General features: G+C 26.8%; 26 protein-coding genes. 23 read left to right on the top strand and 3 right to left on the bottom strand.

All coding sequences use genetic code 11. The annotated features are described in order from the left end of the window. The first annotated feature begins 290 nt into the window (after window positions 1-290). The 3 genes from BN2920_RS14095 (at window position 291) to BN2920_RS14085 (ending at window position 2,919) form a co-directional block, all read left to right on the top strand. A complete protein-coding gene (locus BN2920_RS14095; RefSeq protein ID WP_058295626.1) occupies window positions 291-848 on the top strand; it encodes an SCP2 sterol-binding domain-containing protein in 558 nt (185 codons plus the stop codon). Window positions 849-1,006: 158 nt separating this feature from the next. Next, complete coding sequence (locus BN2920_RS14090) at window positions 1,007-1,684, top strand: response regulator transcription factor (protein WP_058295625.1); 678 nt, start codon at window positions 1,007-1,009, stop codon at window positions 1,682-1,684. Further along, on the top strand, window positions 1,681-2,919 hold the full coding sequence (locus BN2920_RS14085) for a sensor histidine kinase (protein ID WP_058295624.1): 1,239 nt from the start codon (window positions 1,681-1,683) through the stop codon (window positions 2,917-2,919). The genes BN2920_RS14090 and BN2920_RS14085 overlap by 4 nt, the downstream gene beginning before the upstream one ends. Before the next feature lie 573 nt (window positions 2,920-3,492). Here the strand turns inward: BN2920_RS14085 and feoB (BN2920_RS14080) are convergent. Continuing rightward, window positions 3,493-5,637, bottom strand: a complete 2,145-nt coding sequence (gene feoB / locus BN2920_RS14080; RefSeq protein WP_058295623.1) for a ferrous iron transport protein B — start codon at window positions 5,635-5,637, stop codon at window positions 3,493-3,495. Window positions 5,638-5,887: 250 nt separating this feature from the next. After that, complete coding sequence (locus BN2920_RS14075; protein WP_058295622.1) at window positions 5,888-6,142, bottom strand: FeoA family protein; 255 nt, start codon at window positions 6,140-6,142, stop codon at window positions 5,888-5,890. 121 nt (window positions 6,143-6,263) lie between these two features. On the opposite strand from BN2920_RS14075, the gene BN2920_RS14070 reads away from it, so the two are divergent. The 3 genes from BN2920_RS14070 to BN2920_RS14060 all read left to right on the top strand — a co-directional run bounded on the left by BN2920_RS14070 (window position 6,264) and on the right by BN2920_RS14060 (window position 8,363). Beyond that, a complete protein-coding gene (locus BN2920_RS14070) occupies window positions 6,264-6,743 on the top strand; it encodes a metal-dependent transcriptional regulator (protein ID WP_097919301.1) in 480 nt (159 codons plus the stop codon). A gap of 139 nt (window positions 6,744-6,882) precedes the next feature. Further along, the gene (locus tag BN2920_RS14065; RefSeq protein WP_058295620.1) at window positions 6,883-7,569 is read left to right on the top strand and encodes a metallophosphoesterase family protein; all 687 of its coding nucleotides are present in this window, start codon (window positions 6,883-6,885) and stop codon (window positions 7,567-7,569) included. A gap of 35 nt (window positions 7,570-7,604) precedes the next feature. Further along, window positions 7,605-8,363 carry a hypothetical protein gene (locus tag BN2920_RS14060; RefSeq protein WP_058295619.1) on the top strand — a complete coding sequence of 253 codons (759 nt, stop codon included), beginning with the start codon at window positions 7,605-7,607 and terminating at the stop codon, window positions 8,361-8,363. Window positions 8,364-8,661: 298 nt separating this feature from the next. On the opposite strand, the gene BN2920_RS14055 is transcribed toward BN2920_RS14060, so the two are convergent. Next, window positions 8,662-9,561, bottom strand: coding sequence for a LysR family transcriptional regulator (locus BN2920_RS14055; protein ID WP_058295618.1), 900 nt, complete (start codon window positions 9,559-9,561; stop codon window positions 8,662-8,664). A 335-nt stretch (window positions 9,562-9,896) separates the two neighbouring features. On the opposite strand from BN2920_RS14055, the gene BN2920_RS14050 reads away from it, so the two are divergent. The 17 genes from BN2920_RS14050 to BN2920_RS13975 all read left to right on the top strand — a co-directional run bounded on the left by BN2920_RS14050 (window position 9,897) and on the right by BN2920_RS13975 (window position 26,422). After that, window positions 9,897-10,712, top strand: a complete 816-nt coding sequence (locus BN2920_RS14050) for an FAD-binding oxidoreductase (RefSeq protein ID WP_058295617.1) — start codon at window positions 9,897-9,899, stop codon at window positions 10,710-10,712. 334 nt (window positions 10,713-11,046) lie between these two features. Then, entirely contained in the window at window positions 11,047-11,568 is a 522-nt protein-coding gene (locus BN2920_RS14045) for a GNAT family N-acetyltransferase (protein WP_058295616.1), read from the top strand. A gap of 95 nt (window positions 11,569-11,663) precedes the next feature. Continuing rightward, window positions 11,664-11,975 (top strand): rhodanese-like domain-containing protein, encoded by a 312-nt coding sequence (locus BN2920_RS14040; RefSeq protein WP_058295615.1) that lies wholly within the window; start codon window positions 11,664-11,666, stop codon window positions 11,973-11,975. A gap of 104 nt (window positions 11,976-12,079) precedes the next feature. Beyond that, window positions 12,080-12,901 (top strand): mechanosensitive ion channel family protein, encoded by an 822-nt coding sequence (locus BN2920_RS14035; protein ID WP_058295614.1) that lies wholly within the window; start codon window positions 12,080-12,082, stop codon window positions 12,899-12,901. Window positions 12,902-12,996: 95 nt separating this feature from the next. Then, the gene (locus tag BN2920_RS14030; RefSeq protein ID WP_058295613.1) at window positions 12,997-15,453 is read left to right on the top strand and encodes a helix-turn-helix transcriptional regulator; all 2,457 of its coding nucleotides are present in this window, start codon (window positions 12,997-12,999) and stop codon (window positions 15,451-15,453) included. Window positions 15,454-15,973: 520 nt separating this feature from the next. Continuing rightward, window positions 15,974-16,213, top strand: coding sequence for a FeoA family protein (locus tag BN2920_RS14025; protein WP_058295612.1), 240 nt, complete (start codon window positions 15,974-15,976; stop codon window positions 16,211-16,213). Then, entirely contained in the window at window positions 16,210-17,988 is a 1,779-nt protein-coding gene (gene feoB, locus BN2920_RS14020) for a ferrous iron transport protein B (protein ID WP_058295611.1), read from the top strand. The genes BN2920_RS14025 and feoB (BN2920_RS14020) overlap by 4 nt, the downstream gene beginning before the upstream one ends. 30 nt (window positions 17,989-18,018) lie before the next feature. Then, window positions 18,019-18,168, top strand: a complete 150-nt coding sequence (locus tag BN2920_RS21455; RefSeq protein WP_097919302.1) for a FeoB-associated Cys-rich membrane protein — start codon at window positions 18,019-18,021, stop codon at window positions 18,166-18,168. Between the two features lie 158 nt (window positions 18,169-18,326). Next, a complete protein-coding gene (locus tag BN2920_RS14015) occupies window positions 18,327-19,394 on the top strand; it encodes a diguanylate cyclase (protein WP_058295610.1) in 1,068 nt (355 codons plus the stop codon). Between the two features lie 365 nt (window positions 19,395-19,759). Next, window positions 19,760-20,473: a LytTR family DNA-binding domain-containing protein gene (locus tag BN2920_RS14010; protein ID WP_058295609.1), complete on the top strand. Its 714-nt coding sequence runs from the start codon at window positions 19,760-19,762 to the stop codon at window positions 20,471-20,473. A 210-nt stretch (window positions 20,474-20,683) separates the two neighbouring features. After that, entirely contained in the window at window positions 20,684-22,849 is a 2,166-nt protein-coding gene (locus tag BN2920_RS14005; RefSeq protein ID WP_058295608.1) for a hypothetical protein, read from the top strand. Between the two features lie 63 nt (window positions 22,850-22,912). Continuing rightward, complete coding sequence (locus BN2920_RS14000) at window positions 22,913-23,341, top strand: hypothetical protein (RefSeq protein WP_058295607.1); 429 nt, start codon at window positions 22,913-22,915, stop codon at window positions 23,339-23,341. Window positions 23,342-23,353: 12 nt separating this feature from the next. Next, window positions 23,354-23,779: a hypothetical protein gene (locus tag BN2920_RS13995; RefSeq protein WP_058295606.1), complete on the top strand. Its 426-nt coding sequence runs from the start codon at window positions 23,354-23,356 to the stop codon at window positions 23,777-23,779. 251 nt (window positions 23,780-24,030) lie between these two features. After that, the gene (locus BN2920_RS13990) at window positions 24,031-24,471 is read left to right on the top strand and encodes a DnaJ domain-containing protein (protein ID WP_058295605.1); all 441 of its coding nucleotides are present in this window, start codon (window positions 24,031-24,033) and stop codon (window positions 24,469-24,471) included. 14 nt (window positions 24,472-24,485) lie between these two features. Then, entirely contained in the window at window positions 24,486-25,040 is a 555-nt protein-coding gene (locus tag BN2920_RS13985) for an FHA domain-containing protein (RefSeq protein WP_083498809.1), read from the top strand. Window positions 25,041-25,052: 12 nt separating this feature from the next. Next, window positions 25,053-25,562, top strand: a complete 510-nt coding sequence (locus BN2920_RS13980) for an FHA domain-containing protein (RefSeq protein ID WP_058295604.1) — start codon at window positions 25,053-25,055, stop codon at window positions 25,560-25,562. A 5-nt stretch (window positions 25,563-25,567) separates the two neighbouring features. Further along, on the top strand, window positions 25,568-26,422 hold the full coding sequence (locus tag BN2920_RS13975; protein WP_058295603.1) for a PP2C family protein-serine/threonine phosphatase: 855 nt from the start codon (window positions 25,568-25,570) through the stop codon (window positions 26,420-26,422). The last annotated feature ends 74 nt before the right edge of the window (window positions 26,423-26,496 follow it).

The following is a 26,496-nucleotide window of genomic DNA, read 5'->3' as shown; positions in this document are numbered from 1 at the left end:
CAATTATTGTATTATTTAATGTTAATTATAGCATACCAGATTTTATGGTCAAATAATAAAGATGTAATAATTCAAAATTTATTTTGTAAGACAGGTATTAATTATAAAAAAGTAAATATATTTTTATTATAAATGAAATTAAACTATTTTCATTAACAATATGTAACATATTATGTTAACATAATTATTTACTATGAATTGAATAAAAACATATATTGTAAAAAGTTGGTGATTATAGTACCATATAAATATATTAATAAATTAAATGGGATTTTGAGAGGATGGGGATTATGAATAAAGAAGAAGTTGTAAAAGAACTAAAAGAAAGATTTAAGGATTCTGACGCAAGTAATGTAGAAGGAGTAGTAGCAGCACAAGTAGATTTAAGAGATGAAGAGGGAGGAACACTATATTTAGAAGTAAAAGATAAAACTTTATCTATAGAGCCTTATGAATATTATGATAGAAATGTAATATTAAATGTTTCATCTAGTGATTTATTAGAAATTGTTGATAAAAAGTTAAATCCAGCTGATGCTATTTCAAAAGGTATCTTGAATGCAGAGGGAGATTTAGATAAAGCATTAGAGATATTGAATTTATATAAACCAAAGATAGAAGATTTATCAAAGCCACAGATAGAAGAAAAATCAGAGGTTGAAATAGAAGAAAAGCCAGAGGGTAAAATAGAGGCAACAATAGAAGTAAAAGCTGAATCAAAACCAACTCCAAAGACAACTTCAAAGACAAAGGCTACAAAGGGTACAAATAAAACTACAACAAAGACAACTGCAAGACCAGCATCAAAGACTACTTCAAAAAGTAAGACTAAAGCAAAAACAAAATAATAGCATTCAAAGCTAGATTTAAAATGTGAAGTTTAAGTAATTCTATTTTAAACCTAGCTTTTGTATAGTTAAATGGAAAAATATTTAAGGCTATTTTAAAGAAAAAATAGTAAAATAATATTATTAAACAATAAAAGATAAAACTAGGAGGTTAGCTTATGAGGATTCTTATTGTTGAAGATGAAATCAGACTTGCAGAAGTACTAGGTGAGATTATGAAAGAAAATAAATATGTAGTTGATATAGTCAATGATGGTGAAGAAGGATATGATTATGCAGCTAGTGGAATATATGATGTAATAATACTTGATGTAATGCTTCCAAACATGAATGGATTTGATATTGTTTTAAAACTTAGAAATAATAAAGTAAAAACTCCTATAATAATGCTTACTGCTAAAGATGAAATAGGAGATAAGGTTAGAGGATTAGACTGTGGTGCTGATGATTATCTTACAAAACCTTTTTCAAAAGAAGAGCTTCTAGCTAGAGTAAGGGCATTATCTAGAAGACAAGGTGAGGTTATATTAAATGAACTTTCATATGAAGATATAAAATTAGACAAGTCTACCAATGCACTTTTTTGTAATGATAGATCTATACATTTAGGTTTAAAAGAATCAGAGATACTTGAAATTCTTATGTGTAATTCTAATAGAGCTGTTGGCAAAGAAGAATTATTAGAAAAGGTATGGGGAATTGAATCTGATGCAGAAGATAATAATGTAGAAGTATATATATCTTTTTTAAGAAAGAAGCTTAATTTTTTAGGATCGAAAATATCAATAGAAGCAATAAGAAAAGTTGGTTATCATTTAAAGGGGACTAAGAAATGATAGACAAGTTAAAAAAGAAATTTATACTTATAAATATGGTTTTAGTATCAATAGTGCTTGCTATAACTTTTATTGGAGTTTATGCATTTACGTATAATAAATTAAGTCATACAAGTAATAGTATTCTAAAAAGAGTTATAGAAGAAAAAGGACATGATGAAAATAGGAAGAGAAAAATAGGTGGAGAAAAAATAAATATACCTTCACAATCTCCCTTAAATAAATTGACATTCTTAGTTGAATTAAATAATGAAAACAAAATTATTAATATTATAGATGAAAATATAGAAATAGTAGATGAAGAAACATTAAAGGAAATAGTTTCAGATTGTGTAGATAGTAAGAAAAATTATGGAATTATTATAAATGAGGATTTAAGGTATCTAAAGCATAAAAATGAAAATGGATTAGAAATAGCATTTATTGATAGAAGCGAAGAAATAGATACATTAAATTCACTAATTACCACATCCATTCTAGTTGGAGCTTTAAGCTTATCGGCATTTCTTATTATTAGTATATTTTTAAGCAAATGGGCTATAAAACCAGCAGAAGACGCATTTAACAGACAGAAACAATTTATTGCTGATGCATCACATGAATTGAAAACCCCTCTTACAACAATTCTTGCAAATTCAGAAATTTTATTATCACATAAAAATGAAACAATATCTAGTCAGATAAAGTGGATAGAATATATAAAATTAGAAAGTGAAAGAATGAGAGGGCTTGTTAATGATTTATTGTTTTTAGCAAAATTAGATTATAAAGAAAATTTAATATCATCTAAAGAAATAAATTTAAGTGACCTTGTATGGAGTGTTATACTTCCATTTGAATCTTTAATCTTTGAAAATAATAAGAAGCTTGAAAGTAATATAGATTCAGATATTTTTTTTACAGGAAACGAGAATCAAATAAAGCAATTAGTAGTCATACTCATTGATAATGCAATTAAATATTGTAGTGAAAAAGGAACAATAAAAATAAATTTAAATAAAAATCAAAACAAAATAAATCTATGGGTAAATAATAGTGCTGTACCTATTCCAAAAGAAGAACAAAAACATATATTTGAAAGATTTTACAGAGTAGACAAGTCTAGAGTAAGAGAAAATGGTGGATATGGACTAGGATTATCCATAGCAAAAGAAATAGTAGAATTACATAAAGGACAGATTTTGGTAACAAGTGATGAGGAAAATGGAACTACATTTAAAATAGTATTTCCTTAAAATAAAGGTCGTAGAATCAGAATTTAGTGAATAACAACCGAAATAAAGCCCTTATGTTGTGCTCGATTGCTACAAAAATGAAGCTAAGAATTCAAACATGCAGACTTGCATCCACAAATGTTTGCTCCAAGGCATATAATGCTTAGTGAGGTACGAACTTAGCAGTATAGCCCATCTTCATCTACCGATGAAGATGTTTCCTTTAATATGCATCGGACAAACAATTGTGGAACAAGTCTACATGAAGAATTCTAAAGCTTTATTTTTAAATGCAAGACACCGCCCAACATAAGGTCTTTATTTCTTTGTTCCATCTAAATTATAAGCACCGCATTATTATTTTTGTAAATAAATGCATTTTTAAACTATGGAATAGTTATTTATACATATTAAAGATTTAAAAAGTTAATATTTCATCATTTTTTAAAAGGTATCAATATATACATATCAGAATATAAATTCCTAAGAATTCGCTTATTTTATTCGGGTTCTATGGAGATAAAGATGCACTTATTCATATATTGAATTTCGGTTGTTATCCACTAAACCATGATTCTACATACCTTATTTATGTTATGCAAGTCCAAGTAATCTGATTATGGTTGTAAATGCAAAGCAGATTATTATTCCACATGCAGTAGGGACTAAAAATGAGACAGCAGTCCATTTTAAGCTTTGGGTTTCTTTTTTTATTGTGAGGCATGTTGTGCTGCATGGCCAGTGCATAAGAGAAAAGAGCATAACATTTACAGCTGTAAGCCAAGTCCATCCATGCTGAATTAATAAATTATAAAGCTCTGTATTTTCGAGTTCAACCATACTTCCAGTAGCCATATAACTCATTATTATTATAGGAACTACGATTTCATTTGCAGGAAATCCTAAGATAAATGCCATTAATATATATCCATCCAATCCAATAAGGTGTGCAAATGGGTTTAAGAAATTTGCACAGTGAGTTAATATGCTGTAAGATCCAATATTTATATTTGCCATGATCCAAATGACAAGACCTGCAGGAGCAGCAACCATAATAGCTCTTCCAAGTACAAATAAAGTTCTATCAAAAATTGATCTTACTATAATTTTACCAACTTGTGGTTTACGATAAGGTGGAAGCTCAAGTGTAAATGAAGTTGGAAGTCCTTTAAGTATTGTTTTTGATAAAAGTTTTGAAATTAAAAATGTCATAAAAACTCCAAGAAGAATTACACATGTTAAAATTACTGCTGAAAATAATGATTTAAATGGTCCAACAAATGAACTGGCAAAAAACATTGTAATTATTGCAATAAGAGTAGGAAATCTACCATTACAAGGAACAAAGTTGTTTGTAATTATAGCAATTAATCTTTCACGGGGAGAATCAATTATTCTACATCCTACTATTCCAGCAGCATTACATCCAAAACCCATACACATAGAAAGGGCTTGTTTACCGCAGGCACATGCTTTTTTAAAGTATTTATCTAAGTTAAAAGCAACTCTAGGCAAATATCCAAGATCCTCAAGAAGTGTGAAAAGTGGGAAGAATATTGCCATTGGTGGAAGCATAACTGATATAACCCATGCAAGTGTTCTATATATACCTTGTACTAAAATTCCTTCAACTAAAGGCGGTGTTCCAAGAAAAACAAAAAATTCTGTAAGCCTGTCTTGTACCCAGAATAGTCCAGATGCAAGAATGTCAGAAGGAACATTTGCACCAGCAATTGTAATCCAAAATATAATTCCAAGAAGTAAAATCATTAGAGGTATCCCAAATATTTTGGAAGTCAAAATTTTATCAATTTTTCTATCTGTAGCATTGTACTCATCAGAAGAAAAAGTAACTACATTTTTACTTATGTCTTCAGATTTTTTTATGAGTGTTGATACAATCATATCTTTAAGCGTGTTAGTATCTATATTTTGTAAAAGTAAGTATTCCTTAGCTTTGTTTATTGAATGTAAAATCTCTTCTTTTTCAGAAAGATTAAATTCTAAGTAATCATTTAACGAATTTAATAAGCTTTCATCATTTTCAAGTAACTTAAGAGCTGTCCATCTTGTGTTGATTTTGCCTTTTAAGTAAGGCAGAAGTTTTTCCTGAATCATGGTAAGAGCTTTTTCAATAGGTGTATCATATTTCATTTTTATTGGCATTTGTAAGACTTTATTAAAGGTGATGTTATATACCTCATCCATAAGTTTATCCAGACCTTTATTAATTGAAGCACTAGTTCCTACAACGCTAACTCCTAAAAGAGATGAAAGTTTCTCAATATTTATTAATATGCCTTTTCTTTTTGCTTCATCCATCAAGTTAACACAGACAATTACATTGTTAGTTATTTCAAGTGTTTGAAGAACAAGATTTAAATTTCTTTCAAGACAGGTGGCATCCATAATAACAATAGTAGCATCAGGATTTCCAAAGCATATAAAATCTCTTGCAACTTCTTCTTCAGCTGAATGTGCCATAAGAGAATAGGTTCCTGGAATATCAACTAATACAAAGTCTTTATTTATATGAATACATTTTCCAGTAGCGTTTGTAACAGTTTTTCCAGGCCAATTTCCAGTATGCTGATTTAGTCCTGTTAAGCTATTAAAAATAGTGCTTTTACCTACATTTGGATTACCTGCAAGAGCTATTATTTTATTATCAGAAGTACGAATAATATTCAAATCTTTATCTAATGCATTTGTACCAGTAGACTGATTTGTTAACCCCATTTTTAAACTCCTTTATAAATTAATAATAAATAATATATAAATTAGGTATTATAATAGAATCTTAAAAATATCTATTATATATAGAATATCTATTATATATAGAAAAAGTAAAATCGAAGTTATGCAATAATAATTTGTATATTTACTAATGTTATCATTATGCTGGTTAACTACAATATTCTTGCATAACTATAGTCCATTTATACTTATGAATATGGATAAAGCTTTTGCATTTACCTATATTCATGAGTTAAAGTGTTTCAACAACTATTTTTGAAGCATCTTCTGACCTTATTGCAATGACTGCTCCCCTTATAAGATATGCAATAGGGTCACCAGATGGACTTTTTGTTAGTGCTTCAACTTCAGTTCCATTAATAAGACCAAGATCTAAAAAGCGTCTTCTTATATGGTCTGTAGCAGTTAGTTCAACAACCCTGCATTTAGTTCCAAGTTTAATTAAATTAAGAGTACTTTGATTGGGTGTATATATATTTGCTTCCATAATTTTATCTCCTTTTAATATATTAGTTTAAGTTTAAAGAAAAAATCTTTCTCTAGTCTAACTTATGCGTTAATTTGTATAAATGACACATAAAATAAAAAATATTGTATGGAGGTGAAAAATCAATATGGATTTTCACACATATAGAGGATATGAGAGCATTAATTCTAAAAAGAATTTTTTGACTCCGTCAATGGAGGATTATTTGGAAATGATATATAGGTGCTCTAAAAATGAAGATTTTGTAAGGCTAAATAAAATAGCTCAAATGCTTAATGTACGTGATTCATCGGCATCTAAAATGATGAAAAAGCTAGGCGAATTTGGTCTTATAAAATACGAGAGATATGGGATGATAATATTAACGGAGCAGGGGAAGGTAATTGGAAAATATTTATTGGACAGACATAACATAATAGAAAACTTTCTTATATATTTGGGATGTGAAGATAAAGTGCTCAAAGAAACAGAACTTATAGAACATGCCATAAGTGTTGAGACGGTAAGAGATATCTATATGCTAAACATGTTTTTTAAAGAAAATGATGACATTCTAATGAAATTTAATAAATTTAAAGATTTAAACATAAATAAAAGATAAATATGATGCCATACTATTTGTAAAAAACATTTAGTATAGGCGTTTATTTTGATATAATAAATGTATAGAAATTTTAATAATAAGATATTATTATGTTTGTTAGAGTGATATTTCTTATATAAAAAAGAGGTATGATATTATGAGCAAATATGTTATGTCAGATATCCATGGCTGTTATGATGCCTTTTTATCAATGCTAAATTTAATAAAATTTAGTGATAATGATGCTTTATGCATATTGGGAGATATACTAGACAGAGGTGAAAAGCCATTAGATATAGTAGATTATATAGTAAAACATCCTAATATAAGTTTGATACGTGGTAATCATGAACAGCTTTTTATGAATTATTTCATCAGTAATGACGAAAAACTCTGGTATCGTAATGGTGGATTTAGTACACATAATGAATTAAAAAATAGAGGATTAGACTATGAGAAAAAGTTTTATAATTATTTAAAACTTCTGCCTCTTATAAGAATTGTAGATAATTATATTTTAGTGCATGCTGGTCTTGATTTTCCAGATGGGTTTAATGAATTATCCCTAAATGAATTTTTAAGTAATCAGACTGAAGTTACATGTTTATGGGGGAGAGATAATATAGGACATGAAAAACAGTATAAGAATTTTACTATGATTTGTGGTCATACTCCAGTACAGATAATAGATGAAAATATTAAAGAGATGGAGGATGTGAAAATACTTCATAGAAAAGGTACTATATATATTGATTGTGGCTACTGTTTTGGAAAAGAGGCTGGTGGGAAGCTTGCCTGCTTAAGATTAGATGATATGAAAGAATTTTATATTGATTCTTTATAATAAATTAATATATGATAAAGGAAGAAGGGAAAAAAATGGACAATAAGAAGAAAGGTGCATTAATAGGTGCAGGAACATTATTTACTGCAATTGCAGTAGTTGGAGGAAGTATTTTAAATAAAAAGAGAAAAGAGAAAAAAGAATTTAAAAAATTAATACAAAGAACAACTTATGAAACAGGAAAAATAAGAAAACTTGGATCATTATATTTAGATGGTGGAAAAATAATATGTCCACTGGATTTGATTAATTATGAAGATGTTACTGAGTATAATGGAGAAAAGATAGAGATAAAAGATACAGATAAAGACGATTCATATAATCTTCGTTGGGTTGAAATAAATCATGAAGGAAAAAAACTTCTTATATGTGATAGGAACATTTTAAGCAGTATATCTTATGACGAATTAAATAACCAAGGTTTAATTTTTGGTAAGGTTGTTGTTATTGACAATACAAGATATCTTTTAAGATTACTAAAAGGTGGAGACAAAAAGAGGGACAATGAAGAGAATGAATGGAATAAATATATAGTAAATGTAGATAATATACCAGGATTACCTGTATCAAATGGTTTTGATACAGCATCTGGAGACAAGAATAAATCTGAAAAATTATATGGAGATAACAATACATTATGGAACTGGTATGACTTCTGTTCATTAACACAAAATGAATGTAAAGATAAATGTGTAGTAAGAGGTTTTTATTCTAATACATATTTCAATTATGTAAATAAAGATGTTAGCTATAAAACTGTAGGATACAGACCCGTTTTAGAAGTTATAGAATAAATATAATATTATGTCAATCTTGTATATTCAGGAGCAAGCTTACTCCTGTTAATATGCAAGATTGTTTTTATTCTTTAGGAAATTATATTGAAGGAGAATCTGTGAGTAAGTTATTTTTGAGAATATTGTAATAGACCAATGCATAGTGCCTAAAGAATAAAAAATAAATTATATGCGCCTGGCCTTTTCGCAGGCTTGCTCAGAAAATCCAGAATGCGCTGAAAAAATCGATGGCCAAATTATTTTTTAAATTAAAGTTATTGTATTCTATTGGATTTGTATTCTTTAAAAGATTATATCATAGTCGCCTTGGCGATTTTTTTATTCTATAGAAATAATCAAACCACTTAAGGTATTCTTCTTTATGAAGACTGTCTTTTAAAAATACAAAATTGAATTCACGAGAAACATTATAATTATTTATAGATACTTCACATAAAGTACCTTGTTTAATTTCTTCGTAAACAGCTTGTTCATATAGAAAAGTGATTCCAAAATTGTTCTGAACAAGGTTTTTTATTATATTAATACTACCTATCTTTGTTAAATTTCTAAATGATGTAATTGATAGATTATGATCACATAATATGTGCTCAAGTATATTTCTTGTACCTGAACCATATTCACGTGTAATTAAACGTTCATTAAGAATATCAGTGAACTCAATAGCTTTGTTAACAAGTTTATTATTTGGAGAGCAGATAGGAATAAATCGTTCTAAAGAAAGAATCCTTGATTCGTAGTCTAGCTTATCAAATGTGCCTTCAAGTACAACAAAATCTAATTTACCGTCTTTAAGTTTTTCAAGAAGTATTTTTGTATTGTTTACTTCCATAGTCAAATCTATAGTTGGATTATCTAAAAGTACCTGAGATATTATAGGTTTCATTGTATATTCAGAGATTGTTAATGTAGATCCAAATTTCAAATGATATATATCATCTTCCATGGCAAGTGTACTTTTAATTTTATCGGAGCTTGCTTTAAGTGACATTGCAAAGGATTTTAAAATTTCACCTTTAGGAGTTAAACTCAATGATTTTCCTTTATAAGAAAAAAGTTTGCAATTATATGTTTTTTCTAAATATTTTATATGTTGTGATACGGCAGGCTGAGTAAGATGAAGTAGTTTTGCTGTTTCTGTGTAATTTTTAACTTTGCATAAAGTTAAAAAAGTATCAAATCTGAAATCAAGCATATAAGTTTCCCCCAATGAGTATTTAGTATAATTAATATTTATTATATCATTAATATATATAAATTCAATTTATAATGATTTTATATAAGGAAACATGAGTTAAAAAAAAGGATTTTGTATAAAGAAACATTAGTTGAAAAGTATGTTATTATCGATATAATAGATATTGCAAAATTAAAATATTTTTCAAAGAATATATTTTAAATGATTACCAAAGAATATTATTAAATATAGAAATAGATATCATATTTAATGATAATTGATAGTAATTATTATTGAATAATAAAATATGTTGATGTAAAATATATTATATAAAGTAACTGGAGGAATATGGTATGGATAAATCAAATATAGAAGACATAATGGAAAAGTATTCGGGGACTATGAGTAATAAGGAACCAGGAAAACCATGGAGTGGGAAAAAAGAATTGGTCTTAGTTGACAAAGTAAAAGAAACAGAGGATATTACATCATTTTACTTTAAAGCTAAAGATGGAAGTAAGCTTGTAGAGCATAAGGCGGGACAATTTTTACCTTTTACAATAAAAACTGATGATCCTAAATATAAAGGCGTAACAAGAACATACAGTTTATCAATGAAACCAAATGAAGATATTTATAGAATAAGTGTAAAAAGAGTTCCAGATGGACTCATAAGTAATTACCTTCATGATAATTTAAATGTGGGAGATTTAATAGAAGCCATGATGCCGGCTGGACTTTTCACTTTAGAAAAACATAAGAAGGATAAGCCAATAGTGCTTGTATCAGCAGGAATAGGAATAACACCACTATTATCAATGTTTTATGATAGTGTAAATAAAATAAAAAATATTACATTTATTGAAGCAGTTCAAAATTCACAAATGCAGCCATTTGCAAATGATGTAAAGGCTTTGTGTGAAATGAGTCAAAATAAACATTATGTATTTTTCAGTGATCCAAATGATGATGAAATACTAGGTAAAGATTATGATTTTAAGGGATTTGTGACTAAAGACTGGATAAAAGATAATTTAGATTTAAATTCTCAATTTTATTTTTGTGGACCACCACCATTTATGAAAGCATTAAATAGTGCACTTGTAGAACTTGGTGTAAGTGAAGAGGATATTCATTATGAGTTCTTTGGAGCACAACAAAAGTTATAGAATTTAATATAAGTTACATAAAAAGATGATATCATAATACCTGTTTTATAAAATTATGTGTGATTAAAATTAATCTGTACATATACTTATTGTGATGTCTCTTTTTATTTATAAATTTTTTGCATAAAAACAATAATATTAAGACTCTTCCATTAAAAATATATAGAAATGAACGAAAATTAAAAAGTGAATATGAAATTTTAAATGAAGTTTTATTATTGCAACATAATATAATAAAAATAAAATTATGTTTACATTTAAATTATTTATTATACTAGCTATAATAATAAAATTAATAAGAATAATGAATATATTAAAGTAATAGTGGTGAAAAATGATAGAACTTAAATTAATAACGGAAGAAGACTTAATAAATATAATTAAATGGAATGAAAACACAACATCAGATTTTCTATTGCAGTGGTCTGGAAATCTATATTCGTATCCATTAACTATCAATCAGCTGAAATATTATTTAAGAAAGGCAGAAGAAAGCCAGAATGTTTTTATATATAAAATTGTTTCAGAAGAAAATAAAATGATAGGGACAATTGAACTTAAGATTTCAGATGAAGGAAGAACAATAGGAAGAATATGTCGTGTATTAATTGGCGATGAAACATATAGAGGAAAGGGAATAGGCAAAGAGGCAATTTTTAAAATTTTAAAAATAGGGTTTGAAAACTTAAGGTTAAACAAAATAACGCTTGGAGTATTTGATTTTAATAAAAGTGCAATAAAATGTTACGAAAAAGCAGGCTTTAAAAAATATAAATTAATTAAAAATAAATTTAAAGCTTCAAGTGAAATGTGGAATTGTTATGAAATGTGCATTAATAGAAATGAGTTCACATAAAAGAAAATGGGAAAATACAATATTTAAAGTTTTTACTTATACTATATGGTTATATGGATTTAAAATTTTATAAAGAAACTAAGGAGAAATTTTTAATGAGCAATTTAAAAAGAGAAAACATAAATGTAAGTGAGATAGATGATTTATTAGGAAATATAGAATTAATTGACATAAGAGAACCTTATGAATGTAAATCTGGAATGTTAAAAACAGCAATAAACATACCAATGCAGGATTTATTAGATGCTCCAGATGAATTTCTAGATAAGAATAAAGAATATTATTTAATATGTAGGTCAGGAGCAAGAACTGCAAGTACTTGTTATATGCTTAGAGAAGAAGGTTACAATGTTATTAATGTAGCAGGTGGAATTATTTCCTATGAAGGAGATAATATAGAAAGATAACGATTGTCACATAATGCTAAAGTAAAAATTAACACTAGACTATAGTATTAATTCTTATATATAATCATTTATGACAATATGATTTAGACTTAAGGGAGGAAAAGATGATTTTATTAGAGCAGATGTTTATAGCTTTGCAAACTTGGATGTTTTCAAGTGGAGTAAAAATACTTATAGGACTGCTTATTTTAAGTATAGGCTGGAAATTAGTCAAGAGAGCAGTAAATATATTTAACGCTATATTAGAAAAAAGAAACATTGATCCTACAATAAGCTCATTTTTAGATGGAGTAATAAGCATAAGTTTAAAAATACTTTTAATACTAATAGTTATGGATTATGTAGGATTAAAAACAAGTAGTTTAGTTGCACTTGTAGGTTCTGCAGGTCTTGCAATTGGTCTGGCACTTCAAGGGAGTCTTTCAAATTTTGCAGGTGGAGTTATAATACTTATAATTAGACCATTTAATGTTGGAGATTTAATTGACAGTGGAGATCATACAGGAACAGTAGAGAAAATAGGAATATTTTATACTCACTTAGTTACTTTTGATAACAAGCAGATTCTTATTCCAAATGGAGAATTGGCAAATAAGAGTATAGTGAATTATACAAGTAAAGATACTAGAAGAGTTGATTTGAATTTTACTGTTGGTTATGAGCAAGAAATAAGTAAAGTCAAGAGTGCATTATTTTCAGTAATTAATACAGAGGAACTTATTTTAAAAGATCCAAAGCCTTTTGTTGCGTTATCTAAACATGGAGATAGTGCTATAACATTTGTTGTAAGGGTATGGACTAAAACAGAAGATTATTGGACTGTTCATTTTAATTTACTAGAAAGAGTGAAAATGAAGTTTGATGAAGAAGAAATAAGTATTCCTTATAACCAAATGGATGTACATATAAAAGGAAATGAAAATTAAATATGTATTAAATTATGAGAGGGTATTGTTATTTGGTAATAGCAATACCCTCTCATAATGATTTGGTGGAAATTTAAGGTAACTGGGAGATAAAAATGATTGAAAGATTATTTGATTATGCAAAAATTAATGAAAAAGATATTGAAAGAAAAAGAGTAAATAATATAATCGATAAAAATTTAAAATTTAATAAAGTACTATATGTTTATGGATCATTAGGTATTGGAAAAACTAAATCTGTTATGAGCTATTCAAAAAATTATCTGGAGCATTATGTTTGGTATGAATGCGAAGAACAGGATAATATAAATGGAATTGAAAAAGAATTAATATCAGTATTAAATACAGATATCAGAAGAAAAAAAGTAATTATTTTTGATGAATTTAACCGTATTTATGAAAGAAATATATTAGAAGAAATATCATATTACATTGAAAACTCAAGAGATAACTGTAAGTTTATATTCATAAGTTCAAAGAAGATACCAAAAGAATTTATTAATATAATGATAAAAAATCAAATTGGGATAGTATCAAAAAAAGATCTATTATTTAAAAAAGAAGAAATAGAGTTATTATTTAAAAAGAATAATATTAATACTTTTAAAGAAGAGCATATTAAAATAATTTTGGAATTAACTGGTGGGGTACCTATATTAGTGATTTTGGGGATGATGTACTTCAAATTAAATGATAATACCCTAGATTATAAAAAATTTGTAGAAAGTAAATATTATAAGGAAGCATTTGATAAGTACATTTGGGACAAATTAAGCAAAAAAAGAAAAGAACAGTTAATTATAATATCATTATTTCCAGAAGTAACATTAGAACAGGCTAAATTTATAACAAAAGATGAAAACATAGAAGAACTTTTGAAAGAAATTGTATTTTTAAAAAAAGATAAAAAATATATTTTTAAAGAGTTATTCAAAAGTAGCATAAAAGAAAAATATGATTATATTGATAGAGAAAAATTTACTTTAGCATATATAGAAATGGGTAAATGTTATGAAAAAAATAATCAATTTATAGAAGCGGCATATTCTTATTCAAAGGCCAAGTTAGAAAAAGATGAAGTACGTGCATTGGAAAAGTTTTGCGATCAAGCTAACTTTCTAGAAAATTTTACCTTAATTAAAGAATATTTAATAAAAGTATCTAAAGAATTAATGGAAAAGAATTCATCTATATGTGGTTTTATAGCTATGTTTGAAATAATTCATTATAATTTTGAAGAAGGTAGACAATGGATAAAAAAATTAGAACATTTAAGAAAAGAAGTTCTCACAAAATATAATAGGTCAAAAAATAAAGAACAATATTTTAATAAGCTTAAAGTTATTGAAGATAGGTTAATATTGCTATATGCTATGCTTCAAGAGAATAATAGCATTTATGTAAAAGAAATATGGGAAGATAAAATTAAAAGGGGAAATATTAATGATGATCATATTGTTAATGTAGTACCAACAGCAAATTTCCCAAGTATACTAAAAGGTATGAATGACACAAGTTCTTGGTGGATTAAATATGATAAAGATAATGTAAAATCTAATGCAATATTAAAATATATTTATCATAATAATTATTATTCAGCAGTAAATATTGCATTATCTGAAATTGATTATGAAAAGAATAATATAATTGAAGCAGCATTAAAGTTAAGTGATAATACTGCTTTTTATAAGGAATCATGCAATCTAGAGTTTATTTTTGTAAGCAAGATTTTAACATTAAAGATTCAAATAGCAAGTGGAAATATTAATGATGCCAATATGATACTTAATAGTCTTAAAGAAGAAGTAGAAAGATGTAAGGATTGTAATATATCAAATAATTTGAATGCTGCATATACAAGATATAATCTATTAATAGGAAATATAGAGGAAGCTAAGACCTGGTTAATAAATTATAATAAGCAAACAGAAAAGAAATTTTTATCTATAAATATGTATGAATATTTTACTAAAGCTAGAGTTCTTATTGCTATGCAAGATTATACACGGGTTATAGCGTTTTTAGAGATATTATATAAATTGAATAAAAAAGCAAAGCACAATATGAATATGGCAGAATGTTTAATATTACAGAGCATTGCATTAAATAGATTAGAAGAAGAATTAGCATTTAATAAAATAGAAGAAGCGCTAAAGATAACAGAGCCATATGATTTTATTAGAATTTATGCTGATGAAGGTGATGGAGTCTATGAAGTTATTAATAAATATATAAAATATGATAAAAGAGATGAAAGTATTGACTTAGAATATATAAAATTAATATTAACTGAAAGTAGAAAATTTGCACGAATGTATCCTAAATATTTAAGTAAAAAAATATATTCTGAAGATGAAAAAATAAAATTAACAAAATCTGAAAAAGAAATAATAAACTTAATATCTAATGGTATGTCTAATAGTGAAATAAGTGAATATTTAAATATAAAAATAGATACTGTTAAGTTTCATACAAAGAATATTTACAGTAAGCTTAATGTGAAAAATAGGACTATGGCCATTTCTGTCGCAAAAGAATTTAAAATTATATAATAAAATTATTAAAAATTAAATTTTTAATAAAAACTACCTTTTAGGGTAGTTACATTAAATTTATATGCTGATAGAATATTTTGTGTAAAGAAGGTCAAGCAAATTAAGTATTTTTCAACTATGGGAAACGGACATTTCTAACCTAATTATACAATACTATGGGCATGAAGAATGAGAAGAAAAACCAGGAATTAATTCTTGGTTTTTTGATTTTTAGAAAGCAATTTATTTATATATGTTGCAATATGATTTATTCAATACTTGAGTATACGTACTGTACATTTAATGTAGATTTCGATTTTCAACATATATATTATGAAAAGTAAACTTTATTATAAATATCAATATTATTATCATAAAGTGTGTATTTTATAATATACATAAACTAAAGTTACCTTTAAAACATTATGTGTAAGAAATAATATATTTATTATAAATATAACAAAATGAATATTGATAAATTATAGTAGTAATGATATTCTTATTTATGTGATAAATAATTTCATTTGGGGGAGTCATCATGAATTTATGCAACTTGAAACCTGGAGAAAAGGCTGTTATATTATCAATTGATGGGAATGCTAAACTTATGAAGAGATTACTTGCTTTAGGATGCATAGAAGGAACAACAATTGAATATAAAAGATGTGCGCCGCTTGGAGATCCTATAATAGTGAATTTTAGAGGATTTGATTTAGCTATAAGAAAAGAAGATGCTGAATATATATCGGTAGCAAAACAAAGGGGATTTAAGAAATGACAAATGTAGCTTTACTTGGTAATCCTAATGTTGGGAAAACAACTTTATATAATGCACTTACTGGATCCAATCAGTATGTAGGAAATTGGCCAGGTGTAACTGTTGATAAAAAAGAGGGATTTTTTGAAGATGTTAAAGTAGTGGATCTTCCAGGAATATATGCTATGGACACATTTTCAAATGAAGAAAAGGTATCAAAGAAGTTTCTTGAAGAAGGTGATGTTGATGTAATACTAAATATTGTAGATGCATCAAATTTAAATAGAAATTTATATCTTACTACTCAGCTTAAAAAGTTTGATAAGCCAATTATATTGGCACTTAATATGATAGATATATGTGATAGCAAAGGAATCGTAATAGATTACGAAAAGCTTAAGAAAGAATTAAATGTAGAAGTTATACCAATAATTGCAGGAAAAAATATAGGTATAGATAAAATAAAAGATAGATTAAAAGATGGTAACTTTAAAAAAGATAATGAAATTAACAAATATGATTTTAAAAGTGAAAAAGAAGCGTATGAATTTATTGAAAAAATATTAAATAAATGTGTGACAGAAAACTTAAAAAACAAAGAAACATTTACAGAAAAATTAGATAAATATGTACTTCATCCAGTACTTGCGTATCCTATTTTTATTTTACTTATGGCACTAATGTTCCAATTAACTTTTTCATGGGTTGGACAGCCCATTTCTGATTTACTTTCAGATTTATTAGATAATAGTTTAATACCATTTATTTCAGAATTGCTTTCTAATAATTCACCTTGGTTTAGGTCACTTATTGTAGATGGAATAGTTGCAGGTGTTGGTGGAATACTAGTATTATTACCTATTATTTTAGTACTTTTTATATGTATTACATTACTTGAAGATAGCGGATATATGGCTAGAGTTGCTTTTATGATGGATAAGCTTATGAGAAAGATGGGACTGTCAGGAAAAGCATTTATTCCTATGATAATAGGATTTGGATGCTCAGTTCCAGCTATAATGACAGCAAGAACTTTAGAAAGTGAAAAAGATAGAAAATTAACAGCTCTTTTAGTACCATTCATGTCATGTAATGCAAGACTTCCAGTGTATACTGTGTTTGCGGCAGTATTTTTTACAAATCATAGAGGTCTTGTTGTAGCATCACTTTATTTACTTGGGATAGTTGTAGCTTTTTTACTTGGAATATTACTTAAAAATACATACTTTAAGAAGGATGAGGAACCATTTATAATAGAAATTCCAGAGTATAAAATGCCAAAGTTTTCTTCTGTGCTTAATGTAACTGCTGATAAAGCATTAGAATTTTTAAAGAAAGCAGGTACTTTGATATTTGCAATGAGCGTTGTTATATGGGTTCTATCTAACTTTAATTTAAGTGGAATGGTAGAAGAAGTTAATGATAGTATACTTGCAAGCATAGGAAATGTTATTGCACCTATATTTAAACCATTAGGATTTGGAAACTGGCAGTCAGCTGTAGCACTTTTATCAGGACTTTTAGCTAAGGAAACAGTTTTATCTTCTATGGAAGTTATTTTTTCAGGAAATCTTCAAACTGTTCTTACTGCACATTTTAATAGTTTAACTGCATATTCATTTTTAGCTTTTATACTATTATACACACCATGTATTTCAACAGTAGGAACAATGAAAAAAGAATACGGTGGTAAATTAACAGTATTCTCTGTGTTTTTTCAACTTACAGTTGCATGGATAGTATCATTTTTAATTTTTAATGTTGGAAGCTTAATTATACAAATGTTATACTTATGATATAAGATTTTTAAATTAGAGGTGCTGCATATGATAGAAATAGTTATTACATCTATAATAGTAATTTTGGCTGTCTTTATACTTATTAAATCTATGTTTAATTCTAAAAATGGAAAGTGTAATTGTGGATATGATAAGTGTAGTACAAAAAATAAGTGCATTAAAAGAGATGATAATTAAAATAAATAAAATTTGAAAAGCTACTTTTAACTACATAATTAGTTAAAAGTGGCTTTTTGTTTAAATATTTACAAAAAGCTACGATAAATAATATATAGAGAGTCTTCTTATATATTATTTATGAAAATATATATTATTATGGGAGGAGAGATAAAGATATGAAAGAATTGTTTGAAGATGTAAAAAAGAATTTATCACTTATTGAAGACATATATGACAATATTAGAATTGTTAATCCTCTTAATAAAAAAGTATTGAACATAAAGAATACAAAAATAGAACAGTTTAAAGGGAATTGCTATGATCTCTGGAAGAACGGAGAGATATGTGATAATTGTATTTCTATGAGAGCATACAATGAATTAGATACATTTGTGAAAATAGAGAGTAGTTTTACTAAGGTTATGTTCATAATTGTAACACCTATATATTTAAATGGAGAGTTATACGTTTTAGAAGTTTTGAAAGATATATCAAAAGGTAGTCAAGAATTGAGTCTTTGCGTTGATGATGTAATAGATAAATTAAATGAGAAAATCATTATAGATAGCTCAACAGGACTGTATAATAGAAAATATATAGAGGAAAGATTACCAGTAGATGTGAACAGTAGCATAATTGAAAAATATCCATTATCTTTAATAAACATAGAAGTAGATAATTTTAAGACCATAGTAGAGGAGTTTGGAATTCATATTAAAGAAAAAATAATTTTGCATATATGTGATATAGTTAATAATATAAATATTGAAGAGATATCTTGGATTGGAAGATATAACGACAACCAATTATTTATTGAATTAAAGAATGTTAATAAAAATAGAGCAATAGATTTATCTGAGAAAATATTAAAAAAACTAAATTCTAAATTATTTAATTACAATAATATAAATATTAATTTAAATTATAATTTTGGAGTATACTGCACGGAAAATGAAAAAATAGATGGAACTAATTTTTTTGATGAAATAGATAAAAAGCTTTTTAAAGAAAAAATAAAAAGAAAAGTTGATAAATTAGTAGAAGTTAAAAATGTAGAAAAAAATGATTTATCCAAATTGAGCTGTAAAATGGAAGAACTTCGAAGTATTTTAAATAGTATGTGCGCAGATCAAAATTATTTAATATACTATGAAGATGTAGTATATGTTAGCCAATGTTTAGATAAATTAATCGTGGCATATATGAAATGCTTTGAAAAAAACAAATTGGAAAATTATGATTAATAGGATAATAATTTTTAAAAGTTAAATTTGTGTGAGATATATAGATTTGACTTTTTTCATTAAGTGTAGGCATAGAATAGCAGAACTGCATTTAATTGATTATATATAAAAAGTTTCAACTAAAAAATATTATTTTTCGACAAGATAACAAAATGCGAAAAATATGCATGGTTATATATAGAAAAAGCATGAAAAATAAGAGTTTAGAATGAATTTTGATATAACGACATATATACAAAAAAAGATTTTAATAGACATAATATAGCATTTTTTTATTACAAATCTATAGAAAATGAACACTTGTATTTTGAAAGAATCGTATGTATAATCGGTTATGGTTGTTATGTTATGGGAGGAATTTGAAAATGACAAGTATTACAATTTGCTATAAAGATGCGGGATTAGATTTTGTAAATATGTATTTAGAAGAAATAATATATAGAAATTATAAAAGAGAAGAATTTCAAATTAATATTGTAGATAATAATATCGATTTATTAAGAAGTTGTGCTGAAGATGGTGAATGCAATATTTTACTGCTAGAAGGAAATTTAATTGATTTAAAAGGAGTAAATATATTAGATCTTATAAAAAAGTACAATGAAGATATAAAAATTATAGTTATGAATTTAGAAGATAATTGTGAGAATAAAGATATATATAATAACTTTACAGTATTAAATAAAGAGGAACTTAAATTAAAGTTAGAAAATACTTTTTTAAAAGCTATGCATGAAATTATTCAGGGAAGAATTGGTGTATATAGTTTTAAGACTGATATAGGACCAATGAATATTAATGTAGAGGATATTTTTTATTTAGAATCTGTAAATAAGAAAGTGTATTTAAAGACAGAAACTAATGTATTTAGAATAATTGGTGTACAATTCAATTCTATAGTTGAAAAATTTAGTAAAGATAATTTTATATTGATACATAGGTTATGTATAGTAAATAGTAAGAATATATTATCGTTTGATAAATCAGAAGTTATTTTGAAAAATAAAGAAAGACTAAAGGTAAGCAGAAGAAGAGAAAAGGAGATTAAAAAACATATATATTTATATAACAACATATAGTGATAAAGTTCGTCTAAGATGCTCAAAATTTATATTTTGGGCATCTTTTTTGTCTAAAGTTAACCGCTCGGGCTAAAAATTACCGTTAGGAAAGAAAAAGGCACCATTGGGGAGAAAAAAAACCATTCGGACAAAAAACGTGACAAGATATTTGCATATATTGTAAAATTTAAAGAGAAGATATTGTTATTTTTTGGGAGGAATAAAAATATGGATGTAATTGAACAAACTAATAGAACAATTTTATTTGAAGAGATCAATCCAGAAAAATTAGATTTAATATCAGTAATTGGGGGAACAGAAGGAATAAACAGTTTAAGTGATGAAAAAATAAAGGAAATCAATGATTTGTTCTTAGTAAAAAGTTTTGATGAATTTTTAGATAAGTTTGCGCCTGTTGTATATTCTTTTTACAATGCAAATAATCAAAAGGTCATATACACATTAGAAAAACCAGGGAACTTACCTGAGAACCTTATAACAGAGATACCAATAAATCAGTCAAATGATTTTTTGAAAATGCTATTCACATTGATAGACACAAAAAGAGCACAAGGAATTGCTAATGTGGATTTTAAATTTGAAAATTTACTAGATATGATATCTCCAAAAAAAGTGATGGATGATATAAAACAATCTAGAAAAGAAATTCAATATGTATATTCTAAATATGATGAGTTAGATGATGAAGATCCAAGTAAGCTAGATTTAGGCGATAAACTAAACACACTATTTGATAATGCAAGCGAAAATTATAATAATATAATGGCAATGCTCCCGCTTGCAATTGAAGATATAAAGACAAGATTACTTCTTGGACAAGATGAAAATCAAAATGGTGGAGAAGCTCTACAAATTGGAGTATTAAGTATGGGTGAAGATGGAGAACTTAAGGTTCTTGAAGCACCAAAGAGTGAAGAAACATCATTAGTGGCAATAGATGACAATAAGAATGCAGGATTAATTGAGGCATTTGAAGATGATTATGAGGCTGTAAATGACACAAAATCTGATTATGTAAAGAGCTTAGTTGTAAGAACATTTTGTCCGTTAGCATCTACAATGGTAAGCACAATAGATGTAGGGCGTGAAGTTCAAAACTATAATACATATCTTGAATTTTATAAAAATTCAAAAGATGATTTTATAAAAACAGTTAAACCTCTTATAGAAAAAATTGTTGGTGTAAAAATGTTTTTTGAACAATATAAGACAAAAAATAAAGGTATGAAACCAAGTTTGCTTGTAACAAACAATAAACTAAATAGATTGGTGAATAGTGCTAATTTACCAAGACTTGAAGCATATCTTAGCACTGTTAATGATAAAAATGATTTTGATAATGCCATTTGGTTTGGTATAGTCCCATCAATTGAGCTAGAATCACAAAGTAAAAATGGTGCTAAAAGAGAAAGATTCAAGGGAAATAAGAAAATTGAAAAAACTGAATCAAATAGTATGGAAGATTTATCATTACTACTAGATACAGTAAAAAAATATAGGGTACAAATATTCTTTAGCTTTGAGCCAAGAGAGGATACTACATTTAATCATGTTGCTACAGCAGGAATAGATAGGTTCATTGATAGATGTGCACCACTTATGAGACAAGATTATAGTGAGTTTGCAATTCCATGTGTGCCTAATTTTACTATAATACCAAAAGAAAAATCAGGGGTAATTCTTGATAGCAAAATGGTTATGGGTGAAGAAGGTAGTGCAGAATTATCAAAAGCAAAGGAAGACATCTTTAAATTATGGATAGAGGGAGTTTATATAGGTAGCTCATATATTGCAGCAGGAATAGTTGCGGCATATCAGTGCCCAGAATACCTTAGAGAGTATTATGGAAATGTATTTTATGATTATCCAGGCGTGAGATTTGATATTGAAGCGGCAGATAATTCATTAAGAGTTACATCAACTTTAGCTAAAGAAATATCAGGATTTACAAATGAAATCAAAAACTCAATAAATAGGAAAAACTTTGGATTTGTATTTTCATCAGAAAATGCTAAATTCCAAGGAAAAGATATAAAGCAAATTACTGTTTATAAGGCAAGAAGTCTTCAAGCAGCAGGAAATGATTTCGAATCAATATATAAGACTTTAGTTACAACTTATATAGAGAGAATGCTAAGATTTTATACTAATGATTTTAAAGAAGATAATATAGTTAAATTCTTTAGTAATAATCCAAATAGTGTAAAGAGCAAATGGGTGTCAAATAAAGAATTTATTAATGCCATTATACAAGATGGTGATGATATAAATTTTGTTATAAATGATAAAAATGGTACATGCAATATAGATCTTGTATTTAATGGAAATATAAAGAACTTAGAAGTAGAGATCACTAGAAGTGAAGCTAGCTAATTTTAATAGATATTAAATATGTCTATTTTAATTATAAAAAATTTATAAGAGGGAGATGGCAAGATGGGATTCAGAGTAAAGGTTGAAGGTGCAGAAACAATTGATTTAAGTATCGAAAGTATTGAAACTGTAGAGTTCAAAACAGATACTCCAGATGATTCAAATGCTCGTTCAACAGATCAAGGAACAACATTAGTTGTTACAGGAAAAATTTTAACTCCAGTAGGTGGAGAAGCTGCTGATAGTACTATTAAATTGGCTCAATGGTCATTAGTACCAGCAGAAAAAGCTGACTGCTATAGAAGTATAAAGGTGGATGTTATTGCAGCATCACAAGTTGTAAGACAAATGACATTACCAAATGCTTTCGTAGTGGATTATGAAGAGGACTTCGGTGATACTGAAGGAATCGGTACTTTTAAATTGACTGCAAAGCAAAAGAAGGACAAGACAGCACTTGTAAAATTTGAAGGTGGATTTGGAGAAGAATAGGAGGTATAAAAAATGGGATTTAGAGTAAAAATTGAAGGTGCAGAAACAATTGATTTAAGCATCGAAAGCGTTGAAACTGTAAAAGTTACTACAGATACTCCAAAAGACAGCAATGCTCGTTCAAAAGATGTTGGAAGTACAATAACTATAACTGGGAAAATATTAACAGCTGTGGATGGAGATCCATTTGATAGTACAAGACAAATGGGACTTTGGTCATTAGTACCAGCAGAAAAAGCAGATTGTTATAGAAAAATAACTGTTGAAGTTATTTCTGCTGATCAAATTATAAGAAAAATTACTTACCCTAATGCTTTTGTTGTAGATTACAAAGAAAACTTTGGTGATACTGAAGGAATTGGTACATTTACACTTGTAGCTAGACAAAAGAAAGACAAGCTAACTGCAGTGACAATCGAAGGTGGATATAGCGCTTAATGCAATCTGCATAAAAGCATGTATCATTTGGGGTTTTATGTATTAATTAATAACATAAAACCAGACTAAACTACTATGTAGCATATTAAACTCTTACCAGGGTAATATGCTGCATAGGCATTATTAGAAATTAATCACAATCAATTGAATAACCTTCAGTATCATTAGTAATAGTATACTAAAGAATTTAGAAAAAAGTAAAGATTTTATATATAAAACACTAATAATTATTAAGAGAAGCGAGTGGTAAGATGAAGGACTATTATAAGATTTTAGGGGTTTCTGAAACAGCTAATAAGGATGAACTTAAAAAAGCTTTTAGAGGCTTAGCTAAAAATTATCATCCAGATAGAAATAAAGAAAATGAAAATGCACTTAGAATGTTTCAAGAAGTTAATGAAGCATATGAAGTTCTTAGTAATGAATCTTCAAGAGAAGAATATGATGGAAAAAGAAATAGTAAGCAATTTAATCAAAAGAAAAATGAAAATAAGAAATCAGAAAATAGTAATAATAGTACTGAGAATTATGATAAAAGTGATGCAATAAATAATTTAAATCAATATTTTGAGAGCTTCTTTGGATTTAATGCAAAAAGTAATGATATTGATAAAAGTAAATTAAAAAAGAAAAATAACAACCCGATTGATACAAGTAGTATTTTTGACAATTTTTTCAATATTAAAAAGTAATGGAGTGAGTTACTTTGGCGAATAATTATAAAAATAAACTAATGCTAAGCATTCAATTGATAAATGTATTTATAGGAATACTATTAACACTTATCTTCACAATAATTTATATAAATATAGAATCTAAAGAACTTAAAATAACACTTTTAAGTTTATTAGTCATATTTGGAATTATAATTTTTACTTATTTATATATAATCATGCATAAGAGAAATATTAAAGATAGTGACATAATAAATACGATTGAACTTATAAATGAGGAAAATGAAATCATAAAAAAATGGTCTATTGCTGATAAAGTATCATTTTTGATTGGGAAAAGTAATAGAGAAAATGATGTGCTTATAGATTTAAATTCATCTATTTATTCTCAATTCATTGAAGATAATCATGCTGTTTTAAATTATGCTTCAGGAAAATGGTATATTGAAGATTTATCAGTAGAAAGCAGAGTATGTATAGAAAAAAATGAAGACGGAAAAAAATATAGAGTTGTTAAGAATACTCCTTGCACTGTTAAAAAAGGAGATATTATTTTTATTTCTAAAGTTAAATTATTACTTAAATAGGGGGGAATATATATGGCATTAATCAGATGCAAAAATGGACATATGTTTAGTGAAAGACGTTATGGGTCTATATGCCCTTATTGCAACTTAGATACAAGTAAAAAGGAAAAGCAGGCCGAATCTTTACCAAGTGAAGAAGAGGTTGAATTTGATTTACTTTACCAAGAAGTAGATCCAGTTTGTGGGTGGCTTGTATGTATAGATGGTTCTAGAGTAGGAAAAGATTACAAAATAAAAAGTGGAAAGAACTTTATAGGACGTTCAGATGACATGGACATACAACTAATAGGCGACAATTATGTAGCTCTTAGAAATCATGCAGTTGTTGTATATGACTCTAAAAAGAAAAATAGTGTGCTTTTACCAGGAGAGTCTACAGGAATTGCATATTTAAATAATGAACCTGTCTATATGCCAACAGAACTTACTGCTTATGATGTAATAGAGCTTGGGAAGAGTAAATTTTTATTTGTTCCATTTTGTGGAGAACATTTTGAATGGCAAGATAAAGAACAGAGGTAATTTATATGTTATTTATAGATGAACACGGTGTATATTTCATGCTACTTGCATTGTTTATAGTATTATCTATGTTATTAATACTAAAGCAGATATTATTTTATTTTTTAAAAAAAGAAAAACTGAGGATATTCACATATTCAAAAACTGGAGATGAAGAAATACAAGAGGATTATTTTGATATTGCTAAAAATAAAGATGCTACTTTAGTATCTATGTCAGATGGCCTTGGAAAAAATGAAGCAGGAAGAATATCAAGCATTGCTTCTGTAAAAACAATAGAAAAAATGTTCTTAGATGAATATAGCAATGAAAAAATAAACTATTTTTTTTACAAATCTTTTAATAAAGTTAATCATGAAATAATTAAAAGAGTGGAAAAAAATAAAGGCGGGACGAGTAACTTAAGCATAATTATTGATAAAGAAAATTTATACTATGCATCTTTAGGAAATGTAATGCTAGCACTTTTTAGAAAGAATGAACTTATAAAATTAAATGAGAGTCATTGCATTAATGAGGTTGCTAAAAGAGAATATTACAAGGGAAAAATTGAAAGAATAGAAGCACTTCAAGTTTTAAATAATAAAAAGATTTTGTATTATTTGGGACAAGAAAATTTTGACAATTCAAAAATAGAAATGGAGAATATTAAACTAGAAAAAAATGATTTGATTCTTATTATGAGTAAAGGAATTTATGAAAATATAAGATGGGTTAATCTTGAGAATATATTATCAGAAAATAAAAAGCATTTAGATATTGCTTTGAATGAAATTATATTAGAAACGGAAGAAAATAAGCATGGAAGAATTAATAAAAACGGTAGCATAGTAATAATGAAAGTACAAAAAATAAAGTAAGAATTACTTGAATTACTATATGAATAAAGATAAAATGCTCAGAATACAAGAATACAAGAATACAAGAATACAAG

Source organism: Clostridium neonatale, assembly GCF_001458595.1.
In the GTDB taxonomy this organism is placed as follows: Bacteria; Bacillota; Clostridia; order Clostridiales; family Clostridiaceae; genus Clostridium; species Clostridium neonatale.
Note: the sequence above shows the minus strand (reverse complement) of the source record. Positions and strands in the feature narration are given on the sequence as shown.